General features: G+C 61.3%; 19 protein-coding genes and 1 pseudogene. 10 read left to right on the top strand and 10 right to left on the bottom strand.

Annotated elements, in window-relative coordinates; all coding sequences use genetic code 11:
* The first annotated feature begins 231 nt into the window (after positions 1-231).
* The 6 genes from tkt (at position 232) to fba (ending at position 6,610) form a co-directional block, all read left to right on the top strand.
* Entirely contained in the window at positions 232-2,229 is a 1,998-nt protein-coding gene (gene tkt, locus J3P91_RS25555; protein WP_434571242.1) for a transketolase, read from the top strand.
* Positions 2,230-2,378: 149 nt separating this feature from the next.
* Entirely contained in the window at positions 2,379-3,434 is a 1,056-nt protein-coding gene (epd, locus tag J3P91_RS25550; protein WP_434602093.1) for an erythrose-4-phosphate dehydrogenase, read from the top strand.
* Positions 3,435-3,458: 24 nt separating this feature from the next.
* Positions 3,459-4,622, top strand: coding sequence for a phosphoglycerate kinase (locus tag J3P91_RS25545; RefSeq protein ID WP_434602092.1), 1,164 nt, complete (start codon positions 3,459-3,461; stop codon positions 4,620-4,622).
* A 31-nt stretch (positions 4,623-4,653) separates the two neighbouring features.
* A complete protein-coding gene (locus J3P91_RS25540) occupies positions 4,654-4,878 on the top strand; it encodes a hypothetical protein (protein WP_434571247.1) in 225 nt (74 codons plus the stop codon).
* Positions 4,879-4,934: 56 nt separating this feature from the next.
* Positions 4,935-5,270, top strand: a complete 336-nt coding sequence (locus tag J3P91_RS25535) for an MliC family protein (protein ID WP_434571249.1) — start codon at positions 4,935-4,937, stop codon at positions 5,268-5,270.
* A gap of 275 nt (positions 5,271-5,545) precedes the next feature.
* A complete protein-coding gene (gene fba / locus J3P91_RS25530) occupies positions 5,546-6,610 on the top strand; it encodes a class II fructose-bisphosphate aldolase (protein ID WP_003177554.1) in 1,065 nt (354 codons plus the stop codon).
* Positions 6,611-7,102: 492 nt separating this feature from the next.
* Here the strand turns inward: fba and J3P91_RS25525 are convergent.
* The 5 genes and pseudogenes from J3P91_RS25525 to J3P91_RS25505 all read right to left on the bottom strand — a co-directional run bounded on the left by J3P91_RS25525 (position 7,103) and on the right by J3P91_RS25505 (position 10,273).
* Positions 7,103-7,425: pseudogene (locus J3P91_RS25525) on the bottom strand (type II toxin-antitoxin system RelE/ParE family toxin).
* Positions 7,425-7,703: a ribbon-helix-helix domain-containing protein gene (locus J3P91_RS25520; protein ID WP_434602091.1), complete on the bottom strand. Its 279-nt coding sequence runs from the start codon at positions 7,701-7,703 to the stop codon at positions 7,425-7,427. Before J3P91_RS25520 ends, J3P91_RS25525 begins: the two are co-directional and overlap by 1 nt.
* A gap of 183 nt (positions 7,704-7,886) precedes the next feature.
* On the bottom strand, positions 7,887-8,171 hold the full coding sequence (locus J3P91_RS25515; RefSeq protein WP_434571251.1) for a fructose-bisphosphate aldolase: 285 nt from the start codon (positions 8,169-8,171) through the stop codon (positions 7,887-7,889).
* Between the two features lie 458 nt (positions 8,172-8,629).
* On the bottom strand, positions 8,630-9,298 hold the full coding sequence (locus tag J3P91_RS25510) for a polysaccharide lyase family 7 protein (protein WP_305498250.1): 669 nt from the start codon (positions 9,296-9,298) through the stop codon (positions 8,630-8,632).
* Positions 9,299-9,604: 306 nt separating this feature from the next.
* Positions 9,605-10,273 carry a polysaccharide lyase family 7 protein gene (locus J3P91_RS25505; protein ID WP_305498252.1) on the bottom strand — a complete coding sequence of 223 codons (669 nt, stop codon included), beginning with the start codon at positions 10,271-10,273 and terminating at the stop codon, positions 9,605-9,607.
* A gap of 323 nt (positions 10,274-10,596) precedes the next feature.
* Here J3P91_RS25505 and J3P91_RS25500 point away from each other — a divergent pair, with 323 nt between their 5' ends.
* From J3P91_RS25500 to J3P91_RS25490, 3 genes are read left to right on the top strand one after another with little or no spacing between them, the layout of a single operon-like run.
* The gene (locus J3P91_RS25500; RefSeq protein WP_434571255.1) at positions 10,597-12,720 is read left to right on the top strand and encodes a putative bifunctional diguanylate cyclase/phosphodiesterase; all 2,124 of its coding nucleotides are present in this window, start codon (positions 10,597-10,599) and stop codon (positions 12,718-12,720) included.
* Positions 12,721-12,762: 42 nt separating this feature from the next.
* Positions 12,763-13,266: a M48 metallopeptidase family protein gene (locus tag J3P91_RS25495; protein WP_434571257.1), complete on the top strand. Its 504-nt coding sequence runs from the start codon at positions 12,763-12,765 to the stop codon at positions 13,264-13,266.
* Positions 13,267-13,270: 4 nt separating this feature from the next.
* A complete protein-coding gene (locus J3P91_RS25490; protein WP_434602090.1) occupies positions 13,271-13,567 on the top strand; it encodes a winged helix-turn-helix domain-containing protein in 297 nt (98 codons plus the stop codon).
* Positions 13,568-13,689: 122 nt separating this feature from the next.
* Here J3P91_RS25490 and J3P91_RS25485 read toward each other — a convergent pair whose 3' ends face one another.
* Positions 13,690-14,142, bottom strand: a complete 453-nt coding sequence (locus J3P91_RS25485; RefSeq protein ID WP_434571261.1) for a GNAT family N-acetyltransferase — start codon at positions 14,140-14,142, stop codon at positions 13,690-13,692.
* Positions 14,143-14,401: 259 nt separating this feature from the next.
* Between J3P91_RS25485 and J3P91_RS25480 the strand changes: the two genes are divergently transcribed.
* Positions 14,402-15,139: a substrate-binding periplasmic protein gene (locus J3P91_RS25480; protein WP_434571263.1), complete on the top strand. Its 738-nt coding sequence runs from the start codon at positions 14,402-14,404 to the stop codon at positions 15,137-15,139.
* A 106-nt stretch (positions 15,140-15,245) separates the two neighbouring features.
* Here J3P91_RS25480 and yccS read toward each other — a convergent pair whose 3' ends face one another.
* The 4 genes from yccS to mdtD form a co-directional block, all read right to left on the bottom strand.
* Positions 15,246-17,429 (bottom strand): YccS family putative transporter, encoded by a 2,184-nt coding sequence (gene yccS / locus J3P91_RS25475; protein ID WP_434602089.1) that lies wholly within the window; start codon positions 17,427-17,429, stop codon positions 15,246-15,248.
* 272 nt (positions 17,430-17,701) lie between these two features.
* Complete coding sequence (locus J3P91_RS25470; RefSeq protein ID WP_434602088.1) at positions 17,702-18,880, bottom strand: NAD(P)/FAD-dependent oxidoreductase; 1,179 nt, start codon at positions 18,878-18,880, stop codon at positions 17,702-17,704.
* A gap of 183 nt (positions 18,881-19,063) precedes the next feature.
* Positions 19,064-20,401 (bottom strand): ATP-dependent RNA helicase DbpA, encoded by a 1,338-nt coding sequence (dbpA, locus tag J3P91_RS25465; RefSeq protein WP_434605227.1) that lies wholly within the window; start codon positions 20,399-20,401, stop codon positions 19,064-19,066.
* Positions 20,402-20,705: 304 nt separating this feature from the next.
* Entirely contained in the window at positions 20,706-22,133 is a 1,428-nt protein-coding gene (gene mdtD / locus J3P91_RS25460) for a multidrug transporter subunit MdtD (protein WP_434602087.1), read from the bottom strand.
* Between the last annotated feature and the right edge of the window lie 54 nt (positions 22,134-22,187).

Raw genomic sequence — 22,187 nt, 5'->3', positions numbered from 1 at the left:
TGGCGCATCGCAAGGTCAATATCAAAAAGTTTTGATATTGCTCGATAAATGGCACTTCCCAGCAGCAGCTTGACTCTACCCAGCAACAGCGGAAAGGTTTCACCTGGCCGATGCGGCTTTATCCGGCGCAAATATCGCCTTTGGACGAGTATCTGATTGCCCCGAGGCGGGTGGGTGAGGGAAAATGCTCGCCTTTTTCAGTTTCGTTATTCAAAACCCAGGAGATCAGCGATGCCCAGCCGTCGTGAGCGTGCCAATGCCATTCGTGCCCTCAGCATGGATGCCGTGCAGAAAGCCAACAGCGGCCATCCCGGTGCCCCAATGGGTATGGCGGATATCGCCGAGGTGCTTTGGCGCGACTACCTCAAGCACAACCCGAGCAACCCATCGTTTGCCGACCGCGACCGCTTCGTGCTGTCCAACGGCCACGGCTCGATGTTGATCTACTCGCTGCTGCACCTGACCGGCTATGACCTGTCGATCGATGACCTGAAGAACTTCCGCCAGCTGCACAGCCGCACCCCGGGCCACCCGGAATACGGCTACACCCCAGGCGTTGAAACCACCACCGGTCCGTTGGGCCAGGGCCTGGCCAACGCGGTGGGCTTCGCTTTGGCGGAAAAAGTCCTGGCGGCCCAGTTCAACCGTCCTGGCCACGACATCGTCGATCACCACACCTACGTGTTCCTGGGTGATGGCTGCATGATGGAAGGCATTTCCCACGAAGTCGCTTCCCTGGCCGGTACCCTGGGCCTGGACAAGCTGATCGCCTTTTACGATGACAACGGCATTTCCATCGACGGTGAAGTCGAAGGCTGGTTCACCGACGACACCCCCAAGCGCTTCGAAGCCTACAACTGGCTGGTGATCCGCAACGTCGACGGTCACGACCCGGAAGAAATCAAGATCGCCATCGAAACTGCGCGCAAGAGCGCCCAGCCGACACTGATCTGCTGCAAGACCACCATCGGTTTCGGCTCGCCGAACAAGCAGGGCAAGGAGGACTGCCACGGCGCGCCACTGGGCGCCGAGGAAATCGCCCTGACCCGCGCCGCGCTGAAGTGGGAACACGGCCCGTTCGAAATCCCGGCCGACATTTATGCCGAATGGGACGCCAAGGAAAAAGGCCGCGCGGCCGAAGCCGAGTGGGACCAGCGTTTTGCAGCCTACTCCGCCGAATTCCCTGAGCTGGCCAACGAACTGGTCCGTCGCCTCAGCGGCGAGCTGCCGGCCGACTTCGCCGAGAAAGCTTCTGCCTACATCGCCGAAGTCGCGGCCAAGGGCGAAACCATCGCCAGCCGCAAGGCCAGCCAGAACACCCTGAATGCCTTCGGCCCGCTGCTGCCGGAACTGCTGGGCGGTTCGGCCGACCTGGCCGGCTCCAACCTGACCCTGTGGAAAGGCTGCAAGGGTGTAACCGCCGAAGACGCCAGCGGCAACTACATGTACTACGGCGTTCGTGAGTTCGGCATGAGCGCGATCATGAACGGCGTTGCCCTGCACGGCGGCCTGGTGCCTTACGGCGCGACCTTCCTGATGTTCATGGAATACGCCCGCAACGCTGTGCGCATGTCGGCGCTGATGAAAAAACGCATCCTGTACGTGTTCACCCACGACTCCATCGGCCTGGGCGAAGACGGCCCGACTCACCAGCCGATCGAGCAACTGGCGAGCCTGCGCTGCACGCCGAACCTGGACACCTGGCGCCCATGCGACGCCGTGGAGTCTGCTGTGGCCTGGAAACACGCCATCGAGCGCAACGACGGCCCATCGGCGCTGATCTTCTCGCGCCAGAACCTGCAGCACCAGGAGCGCGATGCCGGCCAGATCGGCGACATCAGCCGTGGCGGCTATGTGCTCAAGGACTGCATCGGCGAGCCTGAGCTGATCCTGATCGCCACCGGTTCGGAAGTCGGCCTGGCCGTCCAGGCCTTCGACAAGCTGACCGGGCAGGGCCGCAACGTGCGCGTGGTCTCCATGCCTTGCACCAGCGTTTTCGACGCCCAGGACGCCGGCTACAAGCAAGCGGTGTTGCCGTTGCAAGTCAGCGCGCGGATTGCCATCGAAGCCGCTCACGCCGATTACTGGTACAAGTACGTGGGCCTGGAAGGCCGCGTGATCGGCATGACCACCTACGGTGAGTCGGCGCCTGCGTCGGCGCTGTTCGAGGAGTTCGGCTTCACCCTGGAGAACATCCTTGGGCAGGCTGAAGAGCTGCTGGAAGACTGATCTGTAATAGGTTGTCTGTGCTGACGCCATCGCGAGCAAGCTCGCTCCCACAAGGATCTCCACCGACCCTGTGGGAGCGAGCTTGCTCGCGATAGCGGTGGTGCAGGCAATGCTGGTCTTAACGGATTCACCCCGATCAGAGAACCCCCATGCCCCAACCGCGTCCCTACAAAGTTGCACTCAACGGCTACGGCCGCATTGGTCGTTGCGTCTTGCGTGCGTTGTTCGAGCGAGGGGCGGAGGCCGGGTTCGAGATTGTGGCCATCAACGATCTGGCCGACATGGCCAGCATCGAATACCTGACACGCTTTGACTCCACCCACGGCCGGTTTCCCGGCGAAGTGCGGGTCGAGGATGATTGTCTGCACATTAATGGCGACTGCGTGAAGGTCCTGCGCAGCGCCACGCCCGAAGGCATCGATTGGGCGTCCCTGAACGTCGATCTGGTGCTTGAGTGCTCCGGCGCCTATAACACCCGTGACGATGGCCAGCGGTTCATCGCTGCCGGCGCGCCACGGGTGCTGTTCTCCCAGCCGATGGCCAGCGAGGCCGACGTTGACGCCACCATCGTCTACGGTGTGAACCAGGACTGCCTGACTGGCGAAGAGCTGCTGGTGTCCAACGCGTCCTGCACCACCAACTGCGGCGTGCCGCTGTTGCGCCTGCTGGACCAGGCTATCGGCCTGGAATACGTGTCGATCACCACCATCCACTCGGCGATGAATGATCAGCCGGTGATTGACGCCTATCACCACGAGGATTTGCGCCGTACCCGTTCGGCCTTCCAGTCGGTGATTCCGGTGTCCACTGGTCTGGCGCGCGGCATTGAGCGGCTGTTGCCGGAACTTGCCGGGCGAATTCAGGCCAAAGCCGTGCGGGTGCCGACGGTCAACGTGTCCTGCCTCGACATCACGATGCAGACCGTGAGCGATACCGACGCCACCGAGGTCAACCGGATCCTGCGCGAAGCCGCCACCAGCGGCCCGCTCAAAGGCCTCCTGGCCTACACCGAGTTGCCTCACGCCAGTTGTGATTTCAACCACGACCCACATTCGGCCATCGTCGATGCCAGCCAGACCCGCGTTTCCGGGCCCAGGCTTGTGAACATCCTGGCCTGGTTCGACAACGAATGGGGTTTTGCCAATCGTATGCTGGACGTTGCCGAGCACTACCTGCAAACCGCTTCCAATAAACCTGCTCTCTAAACAGTTACCCAGGAATTGCGACCCATGACCGTGTTGAAGATGTCCGACCTCGATCTGCAAGGTAAGCGCGTACTGATTCGCGAAGACCTCAACGTCCCTGTCAAGGACGGTGTTGTCACCAGCGACGCGCGCATCCTGGCCTCGCTGCCGACCATCAAGCTGGCCTTGGAAAAAGGTGCGGCAGTGATGGTCTGCTCGCACCTGGGCCGTCCGACCGAAGGCGAATTCTCGGCCGAGAACAGCCTCAAGCCAGTGGCGGACTACCTGAGCAAGGCCTTGGGCCGCGACGTGCCGTTGGTGGCCGATTACCTGGGCGGCGTCGACGTCAAGGCTGGCGATGTCGTGCTGTTCGAAAATGTGCGCTTCAACAAGGGCGAGAAAAAGAACGCCGATGAGCTGGCCCAGCAATACGCCGCCCTGTGCGACGTGTTCGTGATGGACGCCTTCGGCACCGCGCACCGCGCCGAGGGCTCGACCCACGGCGTGGCCAAGTTCGCCAAAGTCGCCGCCGCTGGTCCGTTGCTGGCGGCCGAGCTGGACGCGCTGGGCAAGGCCCTGGGCTCGCCAGCCCAGCCGATGGCCGCCATCGTTGCCGGCTCCAAGGTTTCGACCAAACTGGATGTGCTCAACAGCCTGAGCCAGGTCTGCAACCAGTTGATCGTCGGTGGCGGCATCGCCAACACCTTCCTCGCCGCCGCCGGTCACCCGGTAGGCAAATCCTTGTACGAGCCGGATCTGCTGGACACGGCCCGTGAAATCGCCGCCAAGGTCAGCGTACCGTTGCCCGTGGACGTGGTGGTTGCCAAGGAATTCGCCGAAAGTGCCACCGCCACCGTCAAGCTGATCGACGATGTGGCCGAGGACGACATGATCCTCGATATCGGCCCGCAAACCGCGGCGAACTTCGCCGAACTGCTGAAATCCTCCCAGACTATCCTGTGGAACGGTCCGGTCGGTGTGTTCGAGTTCGACCAGTTTGGCAACGGCACCAAGGTGCTGGCCCAGGCGATCGCCGAGAGCACTGCGTTTTCCATCGCGGGCGGTGGCGACACCCTGGCTGCCATCGATAAATATGGCGTAGCCGAGCAGATCTCCTACATTTCTACCGGTGGTGGCGCGTTCCTCGAATTCGTCGAGGGCAAAGTGCTGCCTGCCGTGGAAGTCCTGGAAAGCCGGGCCAAGGCCTGAGGCAACGTTGACCAGGCAAAGGAGTGTTCCGATGGTCAAGACGTTCATGTCGCTGATGGCCGCGACGCTGTTGGTGGCTTGCTCGAGCAGCCCGCAAGCCACCGCGCCGGACACGGCGGCGCCAGTGCCTGAGCAAGGCTGTTATCAGGCTGACTGGCAGGCCGAGACCAACCCGGTACTGAACAAGCGTTCCGGGCCGGACGGCCTGGATAAATACGAGACGCAGGCGCCGGTCAAGGAACATGGTTGCCCTTGACGGGTCAGACTCTTAACTCATGGCGAGCGGCACGGGCCGCCCGTCGAGGAACACGGATGAAAGGCTTTATCGCCGTCGTGGCGTTGGCATTGTTGGCCGGTTGCTCGCAACTGGGTTTTTTGCAGTCGTCCGAGCCTGCTGCAGAGGGCTGGACGAGTTGGACATGTGACAGCGAGGCCAAGGTGCTCTGGCGTTATGCCGATGCAGCGCGCAAGGAAGTCGATGTCCGGCTGGGCGGCGCTGACAAGGTTTATCGCCTCAAGCTCGAACCCGGCGCCGAAGGTTCGCTGTACAGCGATGACATGCTGGCGTTGCACATCAAGGGCGAGGAAGGCCTGGCGTATTGGGTCGCCACCAATGATCTGATTGGGCGGGGCTGCAAGGCCGATTGACAGGATTCATCTGATTCACACGGATCTGAATAGGGAAGCAGATCCCATGTGGGAGCGAGCTTGCTCGCGATTGCGGTCTATCAGGCAACAGAGATGTTGAATGTGCCACCCTCATCGCGAGCAAGCTCGCTCCCACAGGGATCGCGTCAATGTTTGGGTTTGGCGATACGGAACACGCAGGCTCGGGCCAGCCCCGACCCGCAATGACTTGAATAGCCGCCGCCGCTCCGGCAGGCTGGCACGATTAACGACCCTCGACCGGGAGAGACACACTAATGGCACTTATCAGCATGCGTCAGATGCTGGACCACGCAGCCGAGTTCGGCTATGGCGTCCCAGCCTTTAACGTCAACAACCTTGAGCAGATGCGCGCCATCATGGAAGCCGCTGACAAGACTGACTCCCCGGTGATCGTCCAGGCTTCGGCCGGCGCTCGCAAATACGCCGGCGCGCCGTTCCTGCGTCACCTGATCCTGGCGGCAATCGAAGAATTCCCGCACATCCCGGTGTGCATGCACCAGGACCACGGCACCAGCCCTGACGTCTGCCAGCGCTCCATCCAACTGGGCTTCAGCTCGGTAATGATGGACGGCTCCCTGGGCGAAGACGGCAAGACCCCGACTGACTACGAATACAACGTCCGTGTCACCCAGCAAACCGTCGCCATGGCCCACGCCTGCGGCGTCTCGGTGGAAGGTGAGCTGGGTTGCCTGGGCTCGCTGGAAACCGGCATGGCCGGTGAGGAAGATGGCATCGGCGCCGAAGGCGTGCTGGATCACAGCCAGATGCTGACCGACCCGGAAGAAGCCGCCGACTTCGTCAAGAAAACCCAGGTCGACGCCTTGGCGATCGCCATTGGCACCAGCCACGGCGCCTACAAGTTCACCAAGCCGCCTACCGGCGACGTGCTGGCCATCGACCGCATCAAGGAAATCCACAAGCGTATCCCCAACACTCACCTGGTGATGCACGGCTCCTCCTCGGTACCGCAGGAGTGGCTGGCGATCATCAACCAGTACGGTGGCGACATCAAGGAAACCTACGGCGTGCCGGTCGAGGAAATCGTCGAAGGCATCAAGTACGGCGTGCGCAAGGTCAACATCGACACTGACCTGCGCCTGGCTTCCACCGGTGCCATGCGTCGTCTGATGGCGACCAATCCTAGCGAGTTTGATCCGCGTAAATTCTTCGGTGCGACCGTGACGGCGATGCGTGATGTGTGTATTGCGCGTTATGAGGCGTTTGGTACGGCGGGTAATGCGTCGAAGATCAAGCCGATCTCGCTGGAAGCCATGTATCAGCGGTATTTGAAGGGTGAGTTGAACGCTAAGGTCAACTAAGCTTTTCGCGTTATTCATTATTAAAGAACCCGCAGTGATGCGGGTTTTTTAATGCTGGGATTTGGGTGTATATCCGTTTTTTGGGTGGTGGCTGCTTATGGTTACGCTCTTACAGCGTCTCACTTTTGAAAAGCCCGGAAGCCGGCCCAGTCAAAAGTAAGCAAAACGCTTTTGCCCCACCACTCGGTGCCTCGCCTAGGCTCGGCATGCCCTCACTCCGGCATTGCTCCGTGGGCCCGCCGCGAAGGGCCGTCCCTGGCCCAGCGCGGCTAACCCGGCATCCATGCCGGGTTGCCCACTCCACAATGCCTGCGTTCGGCCAGCGTGGTTAACGGGGCGCCCGAGATCAACGTCTACCGCGAGGCGGCCTGGTAGCCGACCTGGTTCTGGATGAGGTTCGCGTTGCCCCTGTGGGAGCGAGCCTGCTCGCGAAGGCGGGGTGTCAGTCGATGAGGATATTGGATAAGCAGGCTTGCTGGTGAGCTGCTTGCGTCAATCTTCCTGCTCGGTCTGCAAAGCGACCTTGAAGTCCTGTCCGCCGTAAAACACGCCCAGGATGAAAACCTGTTCGGGTTCAACGACAAAGGCGATCACAGTCCGTTTGCGGTAGTTTGTTATACACAACCCCGGCCGTATATCGTCCCTCTGGTCCCTCTGGTCCCTCGGTGCGGGAATGTCCGTAGGTCTTCACAGTAGGTTGCAATAGCGTCGGTACACCTATGGGCAATTTTCGGCGAAGCCGCTGCGGCAATGTAGCGATAGAGCGCAGCTAATTGCTCAAGGGCTTCCGGTGCAAACTTGACGGTATAGACCATCAGGATTCAGCAGTGAGGTTCTGGTGCTCTGCCGCCAATCGGGAGCGCACATCATCAGCGCTTAGTGCACGCGACGGATCTACTTTCAAGGCATCGTAAGCAGGAGCTACCTGGCCTATAAGCCAGTTTTCCAAAGCACGATCACGAGCCAGTAGCGCGCGCAGACCATCGCGAATGACTTCACTTTCAGTGGCGTACTCGCCAGCGGCCACCTTGGCTTTCACCAGGTCGGCCATTTGGTTGGGCAGGGTGATGCTGAATTGTTGAGTGCTACGCATGACGGACCCCCTTGAGAAGATAGGATTTAATCCTACTCTGCTCAGAAGAATATGCACATGACCTCCTATCATCATCTATGGCTGGCAGGCGGACAGCGGGTGAGCGTGTACGAGGAGGATATTGAACGTGCTGGCCTCTTCGCGAAGAGGGCCCTTCCACAGGGGCCCTCCTGCAGGCAGGTTTCAGTGCTCTTCGAGCCCACGCTGTTCGATGACACCGAACACATCGGCCACATCCTGAACCAGAATCCGGGCGACATTAGTGAGAGTGTTGAGATCCCCGGCAGCCGAATCGCGCAAAGTGGTGCAGGCCATAAGCGTCAGGTAATCAAGAGTGGCATGCAGGCGTTCGCTGGCGCAGGCGTGAAGCTCGGTCAGGGGCGCGGTGCTGTCGATGAACAGGATAGGTTGGGTGGTGGCGATTGGGGTGAGTGGGGTAAAGCGGCCAAGCAATTGTTCGGTTTTCATGACAAACCTCTAACTCAAGAAAAGTAATTGCCACCGTTCGCTGCGAAACAAATTGGGTGGCAGCCATGTGCGGGTTCGCAGACCGAGGAGTTAGAGAAACCCGGCAGACCCGAAGATCTCCCACACACAGCCGCCATAAAAAGCCGAACGCAGGCGGGATGCGCCTATGTTGACTTCTGACGGTCGTGATTCTAACTCACCAGGGCTGCGAAACCCCTGCCACTGGCCAAAGCCAGCAGACCAACCAAACTATAGAGTAGATTTTCCAGGCCAAAATCGACCTGTAGGACGCACCGGCCCCCGTGGCGAGGGAGCTTGCTCCCGCTCGGGGGCGCAGCCGCCGCAAAACCGCTGCATACGGTGCGTCTGACAAAAGAGGGGGCTACTTCACAGCCCAGCGGGAACAAATCCCCTCACCACAAGGGGATGTTTCCTACGAGTTTTTAGGACGTGAAATTTCAAGTGTTGTGATCGATGTCCAACTTGCTGAACGTCACCTTGCCGCCTTCACTGGTATAACCACTGTTGTCCTGCACATACACCCCGGCCTTGAAGTACAACGGCTTGACCCGCCAGGCAGCGCCGACCGTGGTGTACCAGCTATTACCGGCGGCGGTGATGCCCAGGTCGCCGGTGCGATCCAGGTGGATCCGATAAGAAAAGGCCCGGTCAAGCTTCACGCCGGTAGCTACCGTGATGACCCGGCTTTTGCTGTCATCGGGGCGCATGCGCACCTTGGCGACGATGTTGCCGGTGTTGGTGGCGTCCTTGAACTGGTATTCCAGCTTCACCATCGGTTTGTTGCTGTCCTTGGCATGGATCTGGCCAATCACGATTTTGCCGCTGCTGGGAACCTGATTGACCACCAGCGTCGCGCGCAATTGATTGTCGGCCTCTGGGTAAAGCCAGTTGCGCAGGGTGCCGTCTCGGTAGGTCTCGCGTAGTTCGCTGCGCGGGTAGATCGCGTTTTCGGTCTTGGTGCCGGTCACCGGCGACCAGAAATACACCGTGCTGCCTTCGGAGTTGAAGTACTTGTCCCTGAAGCCATCCACCAGTCGAGGGGTTTCGATGGTTTTCGGCGGGCTGCCTTCGGGGATGCTCAGGTTCCAGGTTGCTAGATCGACCATGTTCGGATCCTTTCTGAGAAGAAGAAATGATTTACGCCACAGCCGGAGGCTCTAAGACGCGCTTTCTGCGGACGCCGGCAGGAATGCGGACAAACATTTGGCACGTTCGTACGGCGGAGGTTTGGCGTCAGCAGTCCGTCAGAGTAGGGATTGGCGATTTTGTGCCGCAGATAATTGACCGTTGGTCGGTAGCGTCAAAATTTTATTGAACGATGGCTTTTTGGCGGTGCCATTGCGACGTCGATCGAAGGGGAGCGAGTCGGTTGCGGGCAAGCAGCGATCCATGCTGCTGCTCGGGGGGAAACCTTAGAGGTTGTGATCGATATCCAGCAGGCTGAACGTGGCTTTTGCGCCTTCGGTGGCGTAGCCAGCGTTGTCCTGCACGTAGACGCCAGCCTTGAAGTACAACGGTTTGGTGCTCCAGGTGTTGCTGACGGTGGCACTCCACTGATAGCCGGCGCCGTTGATGGTCAAGAGGCCTGCACGGTTGAGGTGGATCAGGTACGAGAACGGCTGGTTGAGCTTGATGCCGGTGGCGATGGTGATGACCTGGCCCGTGGCGTCGTCGGGACGCATGCGCACCTTGGCGACGATGTTGCCGGTGGAGCTGTAGGTCTTGTACTGGTATTCCAGCTTCACCATGGGGCTGGTGCTGTCCTTGGTGTGGATCTGGCCAATCACCAGCTTGCCGGTGCTGGGCACCTGGCCGACGGTCAACGTGGCGGCCAGCTTGTTATCCGCAGCCGGGTACAACCAATTGCGCAAGGTGCCGTCGCTGTTGGTTTCGCGCAGCTCGCTGCGAGGGTAAATGGCGTTGGCCGTCGTGGCGCCCGTGACGGGGACCCAGAAAAACACGGTGCCGGTTTCCGAGTTGAAATACTGGTTCTTGAAGCCTTGTACCAGTTGCGAAGTCTGGATGGTCGCCGGTGGTGCGCCTTCAGGAATGCTCAGGTTCCAGGTTGCGAGATCGATCATGTCGTGTGTCCTGCGTATCGGATGTAAAAGGGTGTACGCCGTGTCGGGAGGCTTTGAACCGCCCTTTTGAGCGTCTCGAAACGCTGGGTGGGGCTTTTGTTGTTGACCGCTCGGCGAATGTTTGACGTCAAATGTTCGTCGAGGGGGTCATTGCAGTTTCTGTGCCTGAGCAGGGTGACCGTTAGTCGGCTATTTCGGGCTTTGTCTGGATGATGGCGTCATGACACCTACTGCTTTTCAAAATCCCGGTCTAGAGTGAGATCACTGTATGTTGTCCGTTTTCCCACGTAGGACGGACATGGCGTCCCGATAAGAGAAGCAGCATGGAATGCGCGCAACCCCCGTTTGGCGAAGACAGCTCCGTCCTTTTGATTGTTGATGACTACCCTGAAAACCTGCTCAGCATGCGAGCGTTGTTGCAGCGTCAGGATTGGCAGGTCATGACCGCGTCCTCGGGTGTCGAGGCTCTCAACCTGCTACTCGAACATGACATCGACCTGGTGCTGCTGGATGTGCAGATGCCGGACATGGACGGCTTCGAAGTGGCGCGTCTGATGCGTGGCAGCCAGCGCACGCGGCTCACGCCGATCATCTTCCTGACCGCCAACGAGCAGTCCCAGGACGCGGTGATCAAGGGTTACGCCAGCGGCGCGGTGGATTACCTGTTCAAACCGTTCGACCCGCAGATTCTCAAGCCCAAGGTCCACGCGCTACTCGAACACCAGCGCAATCGCCGGGCCTTGCAGCGTTTGAGCCAGGACCTGGAGGCAGCCAGGGCCTTTAATGCCTCGGTGCTGGATAACGCCGCCGAAGGCATCCTGGTGGTGGATGAAGGCGGTTTCATCCGTTTTGCCAACCCTTCGACGTGCCGCTTGCTCAACGCCACTGCGGACCGATTGCAAGGGATGCCCTTCCTGGATTTCCTGCAGAAACCCCATATTCCCGAGTGGATCGATTCGGATATCCATGCCGCCTATCGACGTGGCGAAACCTGGCGCTTGCACGACGCCGTGCTGCGCACCGCGCCCGGCCAGCAAGTGTCGGTGGCCTTGTCCTGTGCCCCCCTGCCTTCTGAACAAAAGGCCATGGTGGTGACGCTTCAGGACATGTCGGTGGTTCGTCATTTGCACCAGCAGTTGGAGTTCCAGGCCGTCACTGATCCCCTGACCGGTTTGCTCAACCGCAGGGGGTTCTATCAGACCGCCGAAAACCTGCTGATGCGCAGCGAACGGCTGGAAAGCAACTGGGTGCTGTTGTACCTGGACCTCGATGGCTTCAAACGGGTCAATGACTCGCTGGGCCACGATGCCGGCGACCGGGTGTTGCGCTGGGTATCGGAACAGTTGAAGGCCTGCCTGCGCCCGTTCGACATCCTCGCGCGGCTCGGCGGCGATGAGTTCACGGCGCTGCTGGATCTTGAGGTGCCCGAGCAGGCGGCGAAGATTGCCGAGAAACTCATCGAGCGCGTCTCGGTCTGCCAGCAGATCGAAGGCATGGACGTAGCGCTGGGCGCCAGTATTGGCATCGCCACGTACCCGGACTGCGGCTCCAACCTCGACGGGTTGCTTCGCGCGTCCGACATCGCCATGTACGAGGCCAAGCGCGCCGGCCGCCAGCAGTATCGTTTCTACGATCACGAAATGAACGGCCGAGCCCGTTCACGGCTGATGCTTGAAGAAAGCGTACGTTCGGCCATCGAAAATCGCGACTTCAATATGGTCTATCAACCACAGGTCAGCATCCTCGACGGACGGACCCGAGGGTTCGAGGCGCTGCTGCGCTGGCAGCACCCCAGCGTCGGGGACGTACCGCCGGGCTTGTTCCTGCCGTTGCTGGAGGAGGCTCGGTTGATCAGTCGGCTGGGCAGCTGGATTTACCATCGCAGTGCGTCCCAGCGCAAAGTCTGGGAGCGGATGTTTCCCGACGATCTGGTGTTGGGCGTGAGCCTGAGCAGTACCCAGTTCGGCATGCCCAACCTGGTGACCGAGTTGCGCCAGGTCCTGGATCGCCATGCGTTGAAGCCGCGGCAGCTGGAGGTCGAGATCACCGAAGACGCGCTGATGCGCAACCCCGACGAAACCCATAAGCAATTGCGCCTGCTGCGCCACCTGGGCGTGCGAGTGGCGCTGGACGACTTCGGTTCGGGGCCTTGCTCGCTGGCGCATCTGCGTGATCTCGAACTCGATACGCTCAAGCTTGATCGGCACTTGATCGCCCGCTTGCCGGACTCGCCCAGGGACGCTGCGCTGGCCGCCTCGGTGATCGACCTGTGCAAGCAATTGGGCTTGCGAGTGATCGCCGAGGGGGTCGAGACGCCGCAGCAGTATCACTGGCTCAAGGCCCATGGGTGTGAATATGTGCAAGGCTTCCTCGTGGCGCGGCCCTTGATGGCCGAGGACACAGATGCTTTCGCGCGACCATTCGACTGGAGCGCGGTGCCGGCCTGAATTCGCTACACTGGCGGCCTCCAGTGACTGTGTTGCCGTCCGATGACCGTGCTCAAATACCTCCAGGCGTACCCCGCCGCGCTGCAAGCCCAGGTGCAGCAACTGATTGCCGAGGATCGACTGGGCGATTACTTGCAACAACGCTATCCCGGCCGCCATCCGATCCAGAGCGACAAGGCGTTGTACGGCTATGCGCTGGATCTCAAGCAGCGCTACCTGCGTAACGCGCCGGCCATCGACAAAGTACTGTTCGACAACCGCCTCGACCTGACCCATCGCGCGCTTGGGCTGCATACGGCGGTGTCACGGGTACAGGGCGGCAAGCTCAAGGCCAAGAAAGAAATCCGCATTGCTTCGTTGTTCAAGGACGCAGCGCCCCAGTTTCTGGAAATGATCGTGGTGCACGAGTTGGCCCACTTCAAGGAGTCGGACCACAACAAGGCTTTCTACCAGCTGTGCGAGCACATGCTGCCGGGCTATCACCAGCTGGAATTCGACCTGCGGGTGTACCTGACCTGGCGGGACCTGCAACAAGACAAGGGATGAGCGAATGGACGTCAGCAAGACCAAGAGCAGCTTCTATCGTCGACTGTACGTGGCTTACCTGATCGACAGCGGCCTGGCCAGCAACATTCCCGCGCTCACCGAAGTTACCGGCATGCCTCGGCGCACCGCCCAGGATACCGTCGTGGCGCTGGCGGACCTGGACATCCTCTGTGAATTCGAGCAGCAGGAGGGCGCGCGCAACCATGCCGGGCGGTATCGGATTCGCGATTGGGGGGCGATTGATCGGCGGTGGATCGAGCAGAATCTGCAGCGGATCAAGGCGGTGCTTGAGTACCCCTGAATTGTCGGTGCCTGGGCTGGCCTCATCGCGAGCAAGCTCGCTCCCACAGAGGCCTTTTGTGGACAGAAGATTGGGCCCCACCTGGGCCCCCTGTGGGAGCGAGCTTGCTCGCGATGGCGGCTTCAGGGACGATGCATGCCAATGTGCGGAATCCCATCCTCAAGATATTCCACACCCACCACTTCAAACCCGTATCGCCCGTAATACCCCTGCAGATGCGCCTGGGCCGACAATGAGATCGATACGCCGGGCCAGTGCTTTTCGGCCTGCTTCAAGGCTTGTTCCATCAGTGTATGCCCCAGCCCTTGCCCTCGCGCCTCGGGGGCGATGACTACGCGGCCGATCACCACATCGCTGTTTCGCGAATGCGGATCGAGCAAACGAAGGTAAGCGACCAGGTGGTTGTCCTGCCAGGCCATCAGATGGCAGGTGTCGCCTTCCAGGTCCAGTCCGTCGACGTCCGGGTAGGCGCAGTTCTGTTCGACGACGAAGACCTCGGCGCGCAGTTTCAGGATGGCATATAGCTGTTCCTTGCTCAGGTCAGTGTGATGTTTGCAGACCCAGTCGATATCCATTTTTGAATTTCCCAGAGAACCTGCTGCCGATATTAGGCGTCCTTGCGTCGGAAGTCTCTTTTCAATCGGTCGAAAAATCTGTGATAAAGACCAAAATGCCATCATCGATTTGTCGCGGTACTGCCTTCTTTATGTAATCTTCAATCCAGCGCTGCGCAGCGGTTTCGATGAGCTAACGTCAGGACCCGGATGCCTTGGGGAGTCCCTTGGGTTTCGGCTAAAAACAAACCGGGCTTTGAACCCGTCAAGGAAGTCAGGCATGCCGCGATTGCATCGAGCTCTTGCTTTGGTCGGGTTGCTGTTGCTGAGCCACAACGCCTGTGCGCAGAAACTGCGTCTGGTCGCCGATGCCTGGCCACCCTTTACCGACTCGACGCTGGTCAATGGCGGCCTTGCGACCGATATCGTCACCACCGCCCTGGCGCGTGCCGGTTATGCCAGTGATTTCGAGCAGGTGCCCTGGGCCCGGGCGATGCTGGGGATCAGCGAAGGGCGGTATGACGTGCTGATCAATGCCTGGTACGCCGAGGAACGCACCCATGTGGGCCAGTTCTCGGCCGAGTACCTGCTCAACCGCGTGCGGTTTATCAAGCGCAAGGACTCGCCCATCGACTTCGACAACCTGCAGCAGTTGTATGCCTATCCCATCGCCGTGGTTCGTGGCTACGCCTATTCCAAGGCGTTCGATGAGGACGAGAAGATGCAGAAAATCCCTGTGCATAATTTTGCGATGGCCGTGCGCATGCTCGCCGCCGACCGGGTGAAGCTGACGCTGGAAGACGAATACGTCGCCCGTTATTACCTGGCCCGCGAATCCGCCAAGGTGCGCAATGCCGTGGAATTTCTACCCAAGCCGTTGAGTGAAAACAGCCTGCATATCCTGGTCAGCCTGAAGAATCCCGAGCATGAGCAGATCGTCGCCGGGTTTGATCGGGAGATCGCGGCGATGAAGGCGGATGGGAGTTATCAGAAGTTATTGAAGGCGCATGGGATGTAAGGTGCCTGGGCTGGCCCCTTCGCGAGCAAGCTCGCTCCCACAGGGTACGCATTTCAATGTGGGAGCGAGCTTGCTCGCGATGAGGCCCGCATGAACACCACAGCACTCAAGCCTCACTGGTGTCCTTGATCAGGTGCGCCGCCAGCGTCCGCAACGGCCCCAATTGCCGGCAGATCAACGCCAGTTGCGTCTGCACCAGCCGCTGGCCTTCGTCGATTTCATCGGGCATCAGCTCAAGCGCACTGGCGAGGTCTTCTTCGTCGTCGCTCTGGATCGCGATCGGCTGTTTGCTCGCCAGGCCTTGGGCAATTTCATCGATGCTGGTCGCCAGCCTTGCTCCAGCGCCGTCGATCAGTTGCTCGCGCACCTCAGTCGGCAGTTCGGTGCCCCGGTGGGCCCCGAGCCCCGACAAGTAACTGAGCAGGGTGTGGGACAGCACCAGGAAGCGGAACCCCACGTCGGCCTCCTTACGGAAATGGCCCGGCTCCATCAGCATGTTCGCCAGTGTCGTGGACAGCGCCGCGTCGGCGTTATGGGCGTTGCGCCGGGCCAGGCGATAGGCCAGGTCGTCACTTTTGCCCGCGGCGTATTGCTGCATGATCTGGCGCAGGTAGATGCTGTTGCAGGTCAGCGTGTTGGCCAGCACCTTGTTCAGTCGCCGGCCCTGCCAGTCTGGCAGGAACAGGAACACCGCCAGCCCGGCGATCAGGCTGCCGAGCAAGGTATCGAACAGCCGGGGCAGCAGCAGCCCGTAGCCGTCGCCGACCTGATTGAAGCAGAACAGCACCATGACGGTGATCGCGGCAGTCGCCAGGGTGTAGCGGGTGGTGCGGTTGGTAAAGAACACCACCCCGGCGGCAATGGCGAAGCATGACTGCACCAGCGGGGTGGGGAACAGGTCGAACAGCGCCCAGGCGACCGTCAGGCCGATGGCGGTGCCGATGATCCGCTGGCCGAGCTTGCGCCGGGTGGCGCCGTAGTTGGGCTGGCAGACGAACAGTGTGGTGAGGATGATCCAGTAGCCCTGGGAGGGGTGGATCAGGTGCACCATCGCGTAGCCCACGCTCAGCGCCAGGGGCAGGCGTAGGGCATGACGGAACAGCAGCGACGTCGGCGTGAGTTGCGTGCGCAGGCGGACCCAGACGTCCTTGAGGTTGCGTGGCGAGCGGTCCAGCAGGCTGCTGTCAGTGGCGTCGGCGAGGGCGTCGGGGTTGCTCGCGTCGCTGAGCAGGCGGTCCATCGTGCCGAGGTTGACCGACAACGCCCGCAGCGAGCGCAACAGGCCGCGCCAGGCCGGGTTGCTCTGGATGCGCAGGTGCTCCAGGGACGCATGCAAATCGTTCAGGGCCTCGGCGAAGCTGTCGTCGTAGACGAACGGCTGGCGCAACTGGATGGACTCGGCCAGTGCCAGGCAAGCCTTGCCTTGCTGGCGCAGCAGGCGCTGGCAGCGGAACAGTACGTCGCTGTGGAAGAACGCTTCGGTTAGGGCGTTATAGGGATAGTGCGAGGAACTGGCGCGTTCATGGATGTCCTGGGCAAGGAAGTACAGCTTCAGGTAGCGGCTGACTTTCGAGCCCGGCCGGCCATTGCCGACGCGGTGCAGGATGATTTCCTTCGCGCTGTTGAGCGCGGCCACCACCCGGCCATTCTGCTGGGCCAGCTCCAGGCGCCGGGCCTCGATGTCCAGCTGACGGATCGGCTCCAGCAGCGACGACTTGAGTTTCAGGTAGCGCCCCAGTTCGCGGAACAGCCGCGCCAGGCTCTGCTGCACCGGCTGGTTGGAAAACAGCGCGTGCCACAACACCGAGAGCAGCCCATACCAGGCGGCGCCGGCTACCAGCAACACCGGTTCATGCCAGAAGTCCGTGACCGCGCCGCCGCGCTGGTCCACGCCGATCATGGTGTAGACCGAAAGAATCAGGGTAGCCGAGGCAATCGCGCCATAGCGCTCGCCCAGGGCGCCGAGCATGGTCAGGCCGAAGGCCGCCAGGGCCAGGGCGACGATGAACAGGACGGGGTAGGGAAACAGCAACTCCACCGACAGCGCGGCAACGCTGAAGCACACCAGCGTCACGGCCAGCGCGTTGAGACGGCCTTGCCAGCTGTCGTCGGTCTCGGCCAATGCGCTGGCGATGATGCCGAGGAACAGCGGAATCAGCAGCGCCATCTGATTCAAGTACCAACAAAGCACCATGCTGCCGGTCAGGGCGATGAACACCCGCACGCTATAGCTGAATTTATCCAACGCCCAAAGGCGACGCAGAGACTGGCTGAACGAGGTCGATGACATGAAGTGCACGGGCCTGACGGGCAATGACGCTAAATTGAGGCAGTAATGACGCCGATGCAATGGCGACGATCACATCCGGCAGCAAAAAGTGTTCCGGCATGCGAAGAACACCCCCTGTGGCGAGGGAGCTTGCTCCCGCTGGGCTGCGAAGCGGCCCCTTCCCCAAGCGTTGCATTAATTCAGACCGAGTGCGATGGCTGTTTTGCGACTGCTGCGCAGTCGAGCGGGAGCAAGCTCCCTCGCCACAAAAGCGGGCTCGACCCAGAGTGGAATCAGACGTACTGCGCCGCCGCATACCCCGAAGCCCAGGCCCATTGGAAGTTGAAGCCGCCCAGGTGACCGGTGACGTCGAGCACTTCGCCAATGAAATACAGCCCCGGGCTCTTCAGCGACTCCATGGTCTTGGAAGAAACTTCCCGAGTGTCGACGCCGCCCAGGGTCACTTCGGCGGTGCGGTAGCCTTCGGTGCCGGCGGGGACGATGTTCCAGCTCGCCAGCTTCTCGGCGATGTCCGCGAGTTCCGCGTGAGTGTATTGCTTCATCGGCTTGGAGACGAACCAGGTGTCGGCCAGCAGGTTGGCCATTTTCTTGGTGAACAACTCGCCCAACAGGGTCTTGAGTTCGCTGTTCGGGCGTTCGGCCTGTTGCTGTTGCAGCCACTGCGGCACGTCGTGGTCGGGCAGCAGGTTGATCTGCACCGTGTCGCCCGGCTCCCAGAACGACGAGATCTGCAAGATCGCCGGACCGCTCAAACCGCGATGGGTGAACAGGATGTTCTCGCGAAAACTCTGCTCGTTGCAGCTCACCAGACAGTCCACCGACGTGCCCGACAGTTCGATGCACAGGCTCTTCAACTGATCGGTGATGGTGAACGGCACCAGTCCAGCCCGGGTCGGCAGCAGCTGGTGGCCGAATTGCCTGGCCACCTGATAGCCGAAGCCAGTCGCGCCCAGGGTCGGGATCGACAGCCCGCCCGTGGCGATCACCAGGGATTGGCAAGCGATGGGCCCGAGGGTGGTTTGCAGCAGGTAGCCGTCGGCGGTCTTCTCGATCTGCTCGATCGAGGTGTCCAGGTGCAGGTCGACGCCGGCCTGATCACACTCGTCCAGCAGCAGGCCGAGGATGTCGCTGGATTTGTTATCGCAGAACAACTGGCCGAGTTTTTTCTCGTGATAGGGCACGCCGTGCTTGGCCACCAGCGCGATGAAATCCCATTGGGTATAGCGAGCCAGGGCCGACTTGCAGAAGTGCGGGTTTTGCGAGAGGAAGTTGCCCGGTTCGGTGTACATGTTGGTGAAGTTGCAGCGTCCACCGCCCGACATGAGGATTTTCTTGCCGGCCTTGTTGGCGTGGTCCAGCAACATCACCTGCCGCCCGCGCCCGGCGGCGGTCAGCGCGCACATCAACCCCGCGGCGCCAGCGCCAATGATCACGACTTCGGTAGAGCGCAAAACGGTGTCCTCACATTCAGATGAGTATGGAGCTTTTGTGGCGAGGGAGCTTGCTCCCGCTGGGCTGCGAGCAGCCCCCGAACTGACGACACGGTGCATCTGGAAGATCGCATCGCCTGGATTACGACTGCTGCGCAGCCGAGCGGGAGCAAGCTCCCCCGCCACAGGGTGAATGAACGGCAATCAGAGGATCCGCACCCGCAACGAGCGTCCCTTGATCTTGCCATCGTTCAGGCGCTGCAAGGCCTGTTTGGCGATACCGCGCTCCACTGCCACATAGGCCTGGAAATCGAAAATCGCGATCTTGCCCACCTGCGCGCCAGGGATGCCGGCCTCGCCGGTCAGGGCGCCGAGGATGTCGCCGGGGCGCACCTTGTCCTTGCGTCCGGCACCGATGCACAGCGTGCTCATGGCCGGCAGCAGCGGGCCGCCGCCCTGGGGCTTGAGGTTGTCCAACTGGTCCCAGCTCAACGGCGACTTCTGCAGTTGCTCGATGGCCTGGGCGCGATGGGCTTCGGACGGCGCCACCAGGCTGATGGCGATGCCTTTCTCCCCGGCGCGCCCGGTGCGGCCGACGCGGTGGATATGAATCTCCGAGTCCCGGGCCAGCTCGACGTTGATCACCATGTCCAGCGCATCGATATCCAGGCCACGGGCCGCCACGTCGGTGGCGACCAATACCGAGGTGCTGCGGTTGGCGAACATCGCCAGGACCTGGTCGCGGTCGCGCTGCTCCAGGTCACCGTGCAGGCCGACGGCTGAGATGCCCTTGGACGTCAGGTGATCGACGGTTTCCTGGACCTGCTGCTTGGTGAAGCAGAACGCCACGCAGGAGGCCGGGCGGAAATGCGCCAGCACCTTGACCACCGCGTCCATGCGCTCCTCGGGGGAGATCTCGTAGAAGCGCTGCTCGATCTGTGAGTCGGAGTGCAGCGCCTCGGCCTTGACCTGCTGCGGGTTACGCATGAACTTGGACGACAGTTGCTTGATGCCCACCGGGTAAGTGGCCGAGAACAGCAGCGTCTGGCGGCGTTCCGGGGTCTGCTGGATGATCTCTTCGATGGCGTCGTAGAAACCCATGTCGAGCATGCGGTCGGCTTCGTCGAGGATCAGCGTGTTGAGGCCGTCGAGCACCAGCGAACCCTTGCGCAGGTGCTGCTGGATGCGCCCCGGCGTGCCGACGATGATGTGGGCGCCGTGTTCGAGGGAGGCGATCTGCGGGCCGAAGGACACGCCGCCGCACAGGGTCAGGACCTTGATGTTGTCTTCGGCGCGGGCCAGCCGGCGGATTTCCTTGGCGACCTGGTCGGCCAGCTCACGGGTCGGGCACATCACCAAGGCCTGACAGCCAAAGAAGCGCGGGTTGATCGGGTTCAGCAGGCCGATGCCAAAGGCCGCGGTCTTGCCGCTGCCGGTCTTGGCCTGTGCGATCAGGTCCATGCCCTTGAGGATCACCGGCAAGCTTTGCGCCTGGATCGGCGTCATCTGGGCATAACCGAGTGATTCGAGGTTAGCCAGCATGGCGGCGGACAGCGGCAAAGTATTAAAAGCGGTGGCAATGGTGGTCACGGGACTGGCCTGCAAAACAAAATGTCGCGCAGTGTAGCAGCCTCGTGCCACTTTCTTCGAAAGTTCTGGACGAGCTGTGGCGCAGCTCCGAAGCGGGAAGATTCCCCTGTGGCGAGGGAGCTTGCTCCCGCTGGGGTGCGAAGCGCCCCCAAAACCGGCCAACACGGTGCGCCTGAAGTATCGCGTCGTCTGGATTGCGTCTGCTGCGCAGCCGAGCGGGAGCAAGCTCCCTCGCCACAACAGCCCTATCGCCACATTAGTGCTCGATATGCTCATCCGGCCGCTTCACCCGACGTCCGTCCTGCTTGGACAACTGGGAAAAAATCGTCGCCGCCAGCATCGCCATGATACCCACGGTCACGAAGGTCAACTGGAACGCGCCCAGCACCGTGTCCACGCCATCATTGCCGACCTGGGCGGTAAAGCCGCCGAGGAGGGCGCCGGCGCAGGCCACGCCGAGGCTCAGGGACAGTTGCGCGACCACCGACAGCAAGCTGTTGCCGCTGCTGGCGCTGGCGTCGTCCAGGTCGATCAGGGTCACGGTGTTCATCGCGGTGAATTGCAGCGAATTGATCGCCCCCAGCACCGCCAGATGCGCCAGCAGCAGCCAGTACGGGGTCTGCTCGCTGACCAGGCCCATGCTCGCCAGCATCACGCCCAGGGCCAGGGTGTTGGCGGTAAGGACGATGCGATAGCCGAAGCGTTCGATCAACGGCCGGGCGACCGATTTGGCGACCATCGCCGCCGCCGCCAGGGGCAGCATGCTCATGCCAGCCTGGGAAGGCGAATAGCCCAGCGCCACTTGCAGCAGCAACGGCACCAGGAACGGCAACGCGCCGCTGCCCAGGCGTGCGAACAGGTTGCCGAGGATGCCGACGGCAAACGTCCGGGTCTTGAACAGTGACGGCGGGAACAGCGCATTCTCGACGTGCCCGGCCCGTAGCCAATAGGCCGCGAGGCAGGCCATGCCGCCGAACAGCAGCAACATCACGCGCAGGTGCGGAAGATGCAGTTCACCCAGGCCTTCCATGGCGATGGTGATCAATACCATAGCGGCGCCAAACAGCAGGAACCCCAGCCCATCGAACCGCGTGCGCTCGCTGCCGCGCAGGTCCGGAATGAATTTCCAGACGGCATAGCAGCCGATTACCCCCACCGGCAGGTTGATGATGAAAATCCAGTGCCACGTCAGGTACTCAACCATCCAGCCACCCATGGTCGGGCCGATCAGCGGGCCGAGCAGGCCGGGGATGGTGATGAAACCCATGATCCGCACCAGCTCCGAACGCGGGTACGCCCGTAGAACTACCAGCCTGCCCACCGGCAGCATCAGCGCGCCACCCAGGCCCTGGACGACCCGGGCGCCGATCAGCATGCTCAACGAATTGGACAAGGCGCACAGCAACGAGCCGAAGCTGAACAGCAGGATCGCGCCGAAAAAAATCTTCTTGGTGCCAAAGCGGTCGGCGATCCAGCCCGAGGCCGGGATCAGCAGGGCCACCGTGAGCATGTAGGCGATGATCACGCCTTGCATGCGCAGCGGGTTCTCCGCCAGGTCGCTGGCCATGGCAGGCAGGGCGGTGTTGAGGATGGTCCCGTCCAGGGACTGCATGAAGAAAGCGATTGCCACGACCCACGGAAGCCAGCGGGCGGTGACGGCGTCGAGCGGGGCGCGGTTGGGCATGGGACCTCTTGTGTGAAAAAGTGAACAATTTCCTGTGGCGAAAACGCTTCTGTG

Source organism: Pseudomonas sp. Z4-7 (assembly GCF_051131965.1).
Classification (GTDB): Bacteria; Pseudomonadota; Gammaproteobacteria; order Pseudomonadales; family Pseudomonadaceae; genus Aquipseudomonas.
Note: the sequence above shows the minus strand (reverse complement) of the source record. Positions and strands in the feature narration are given on the sequence as shown.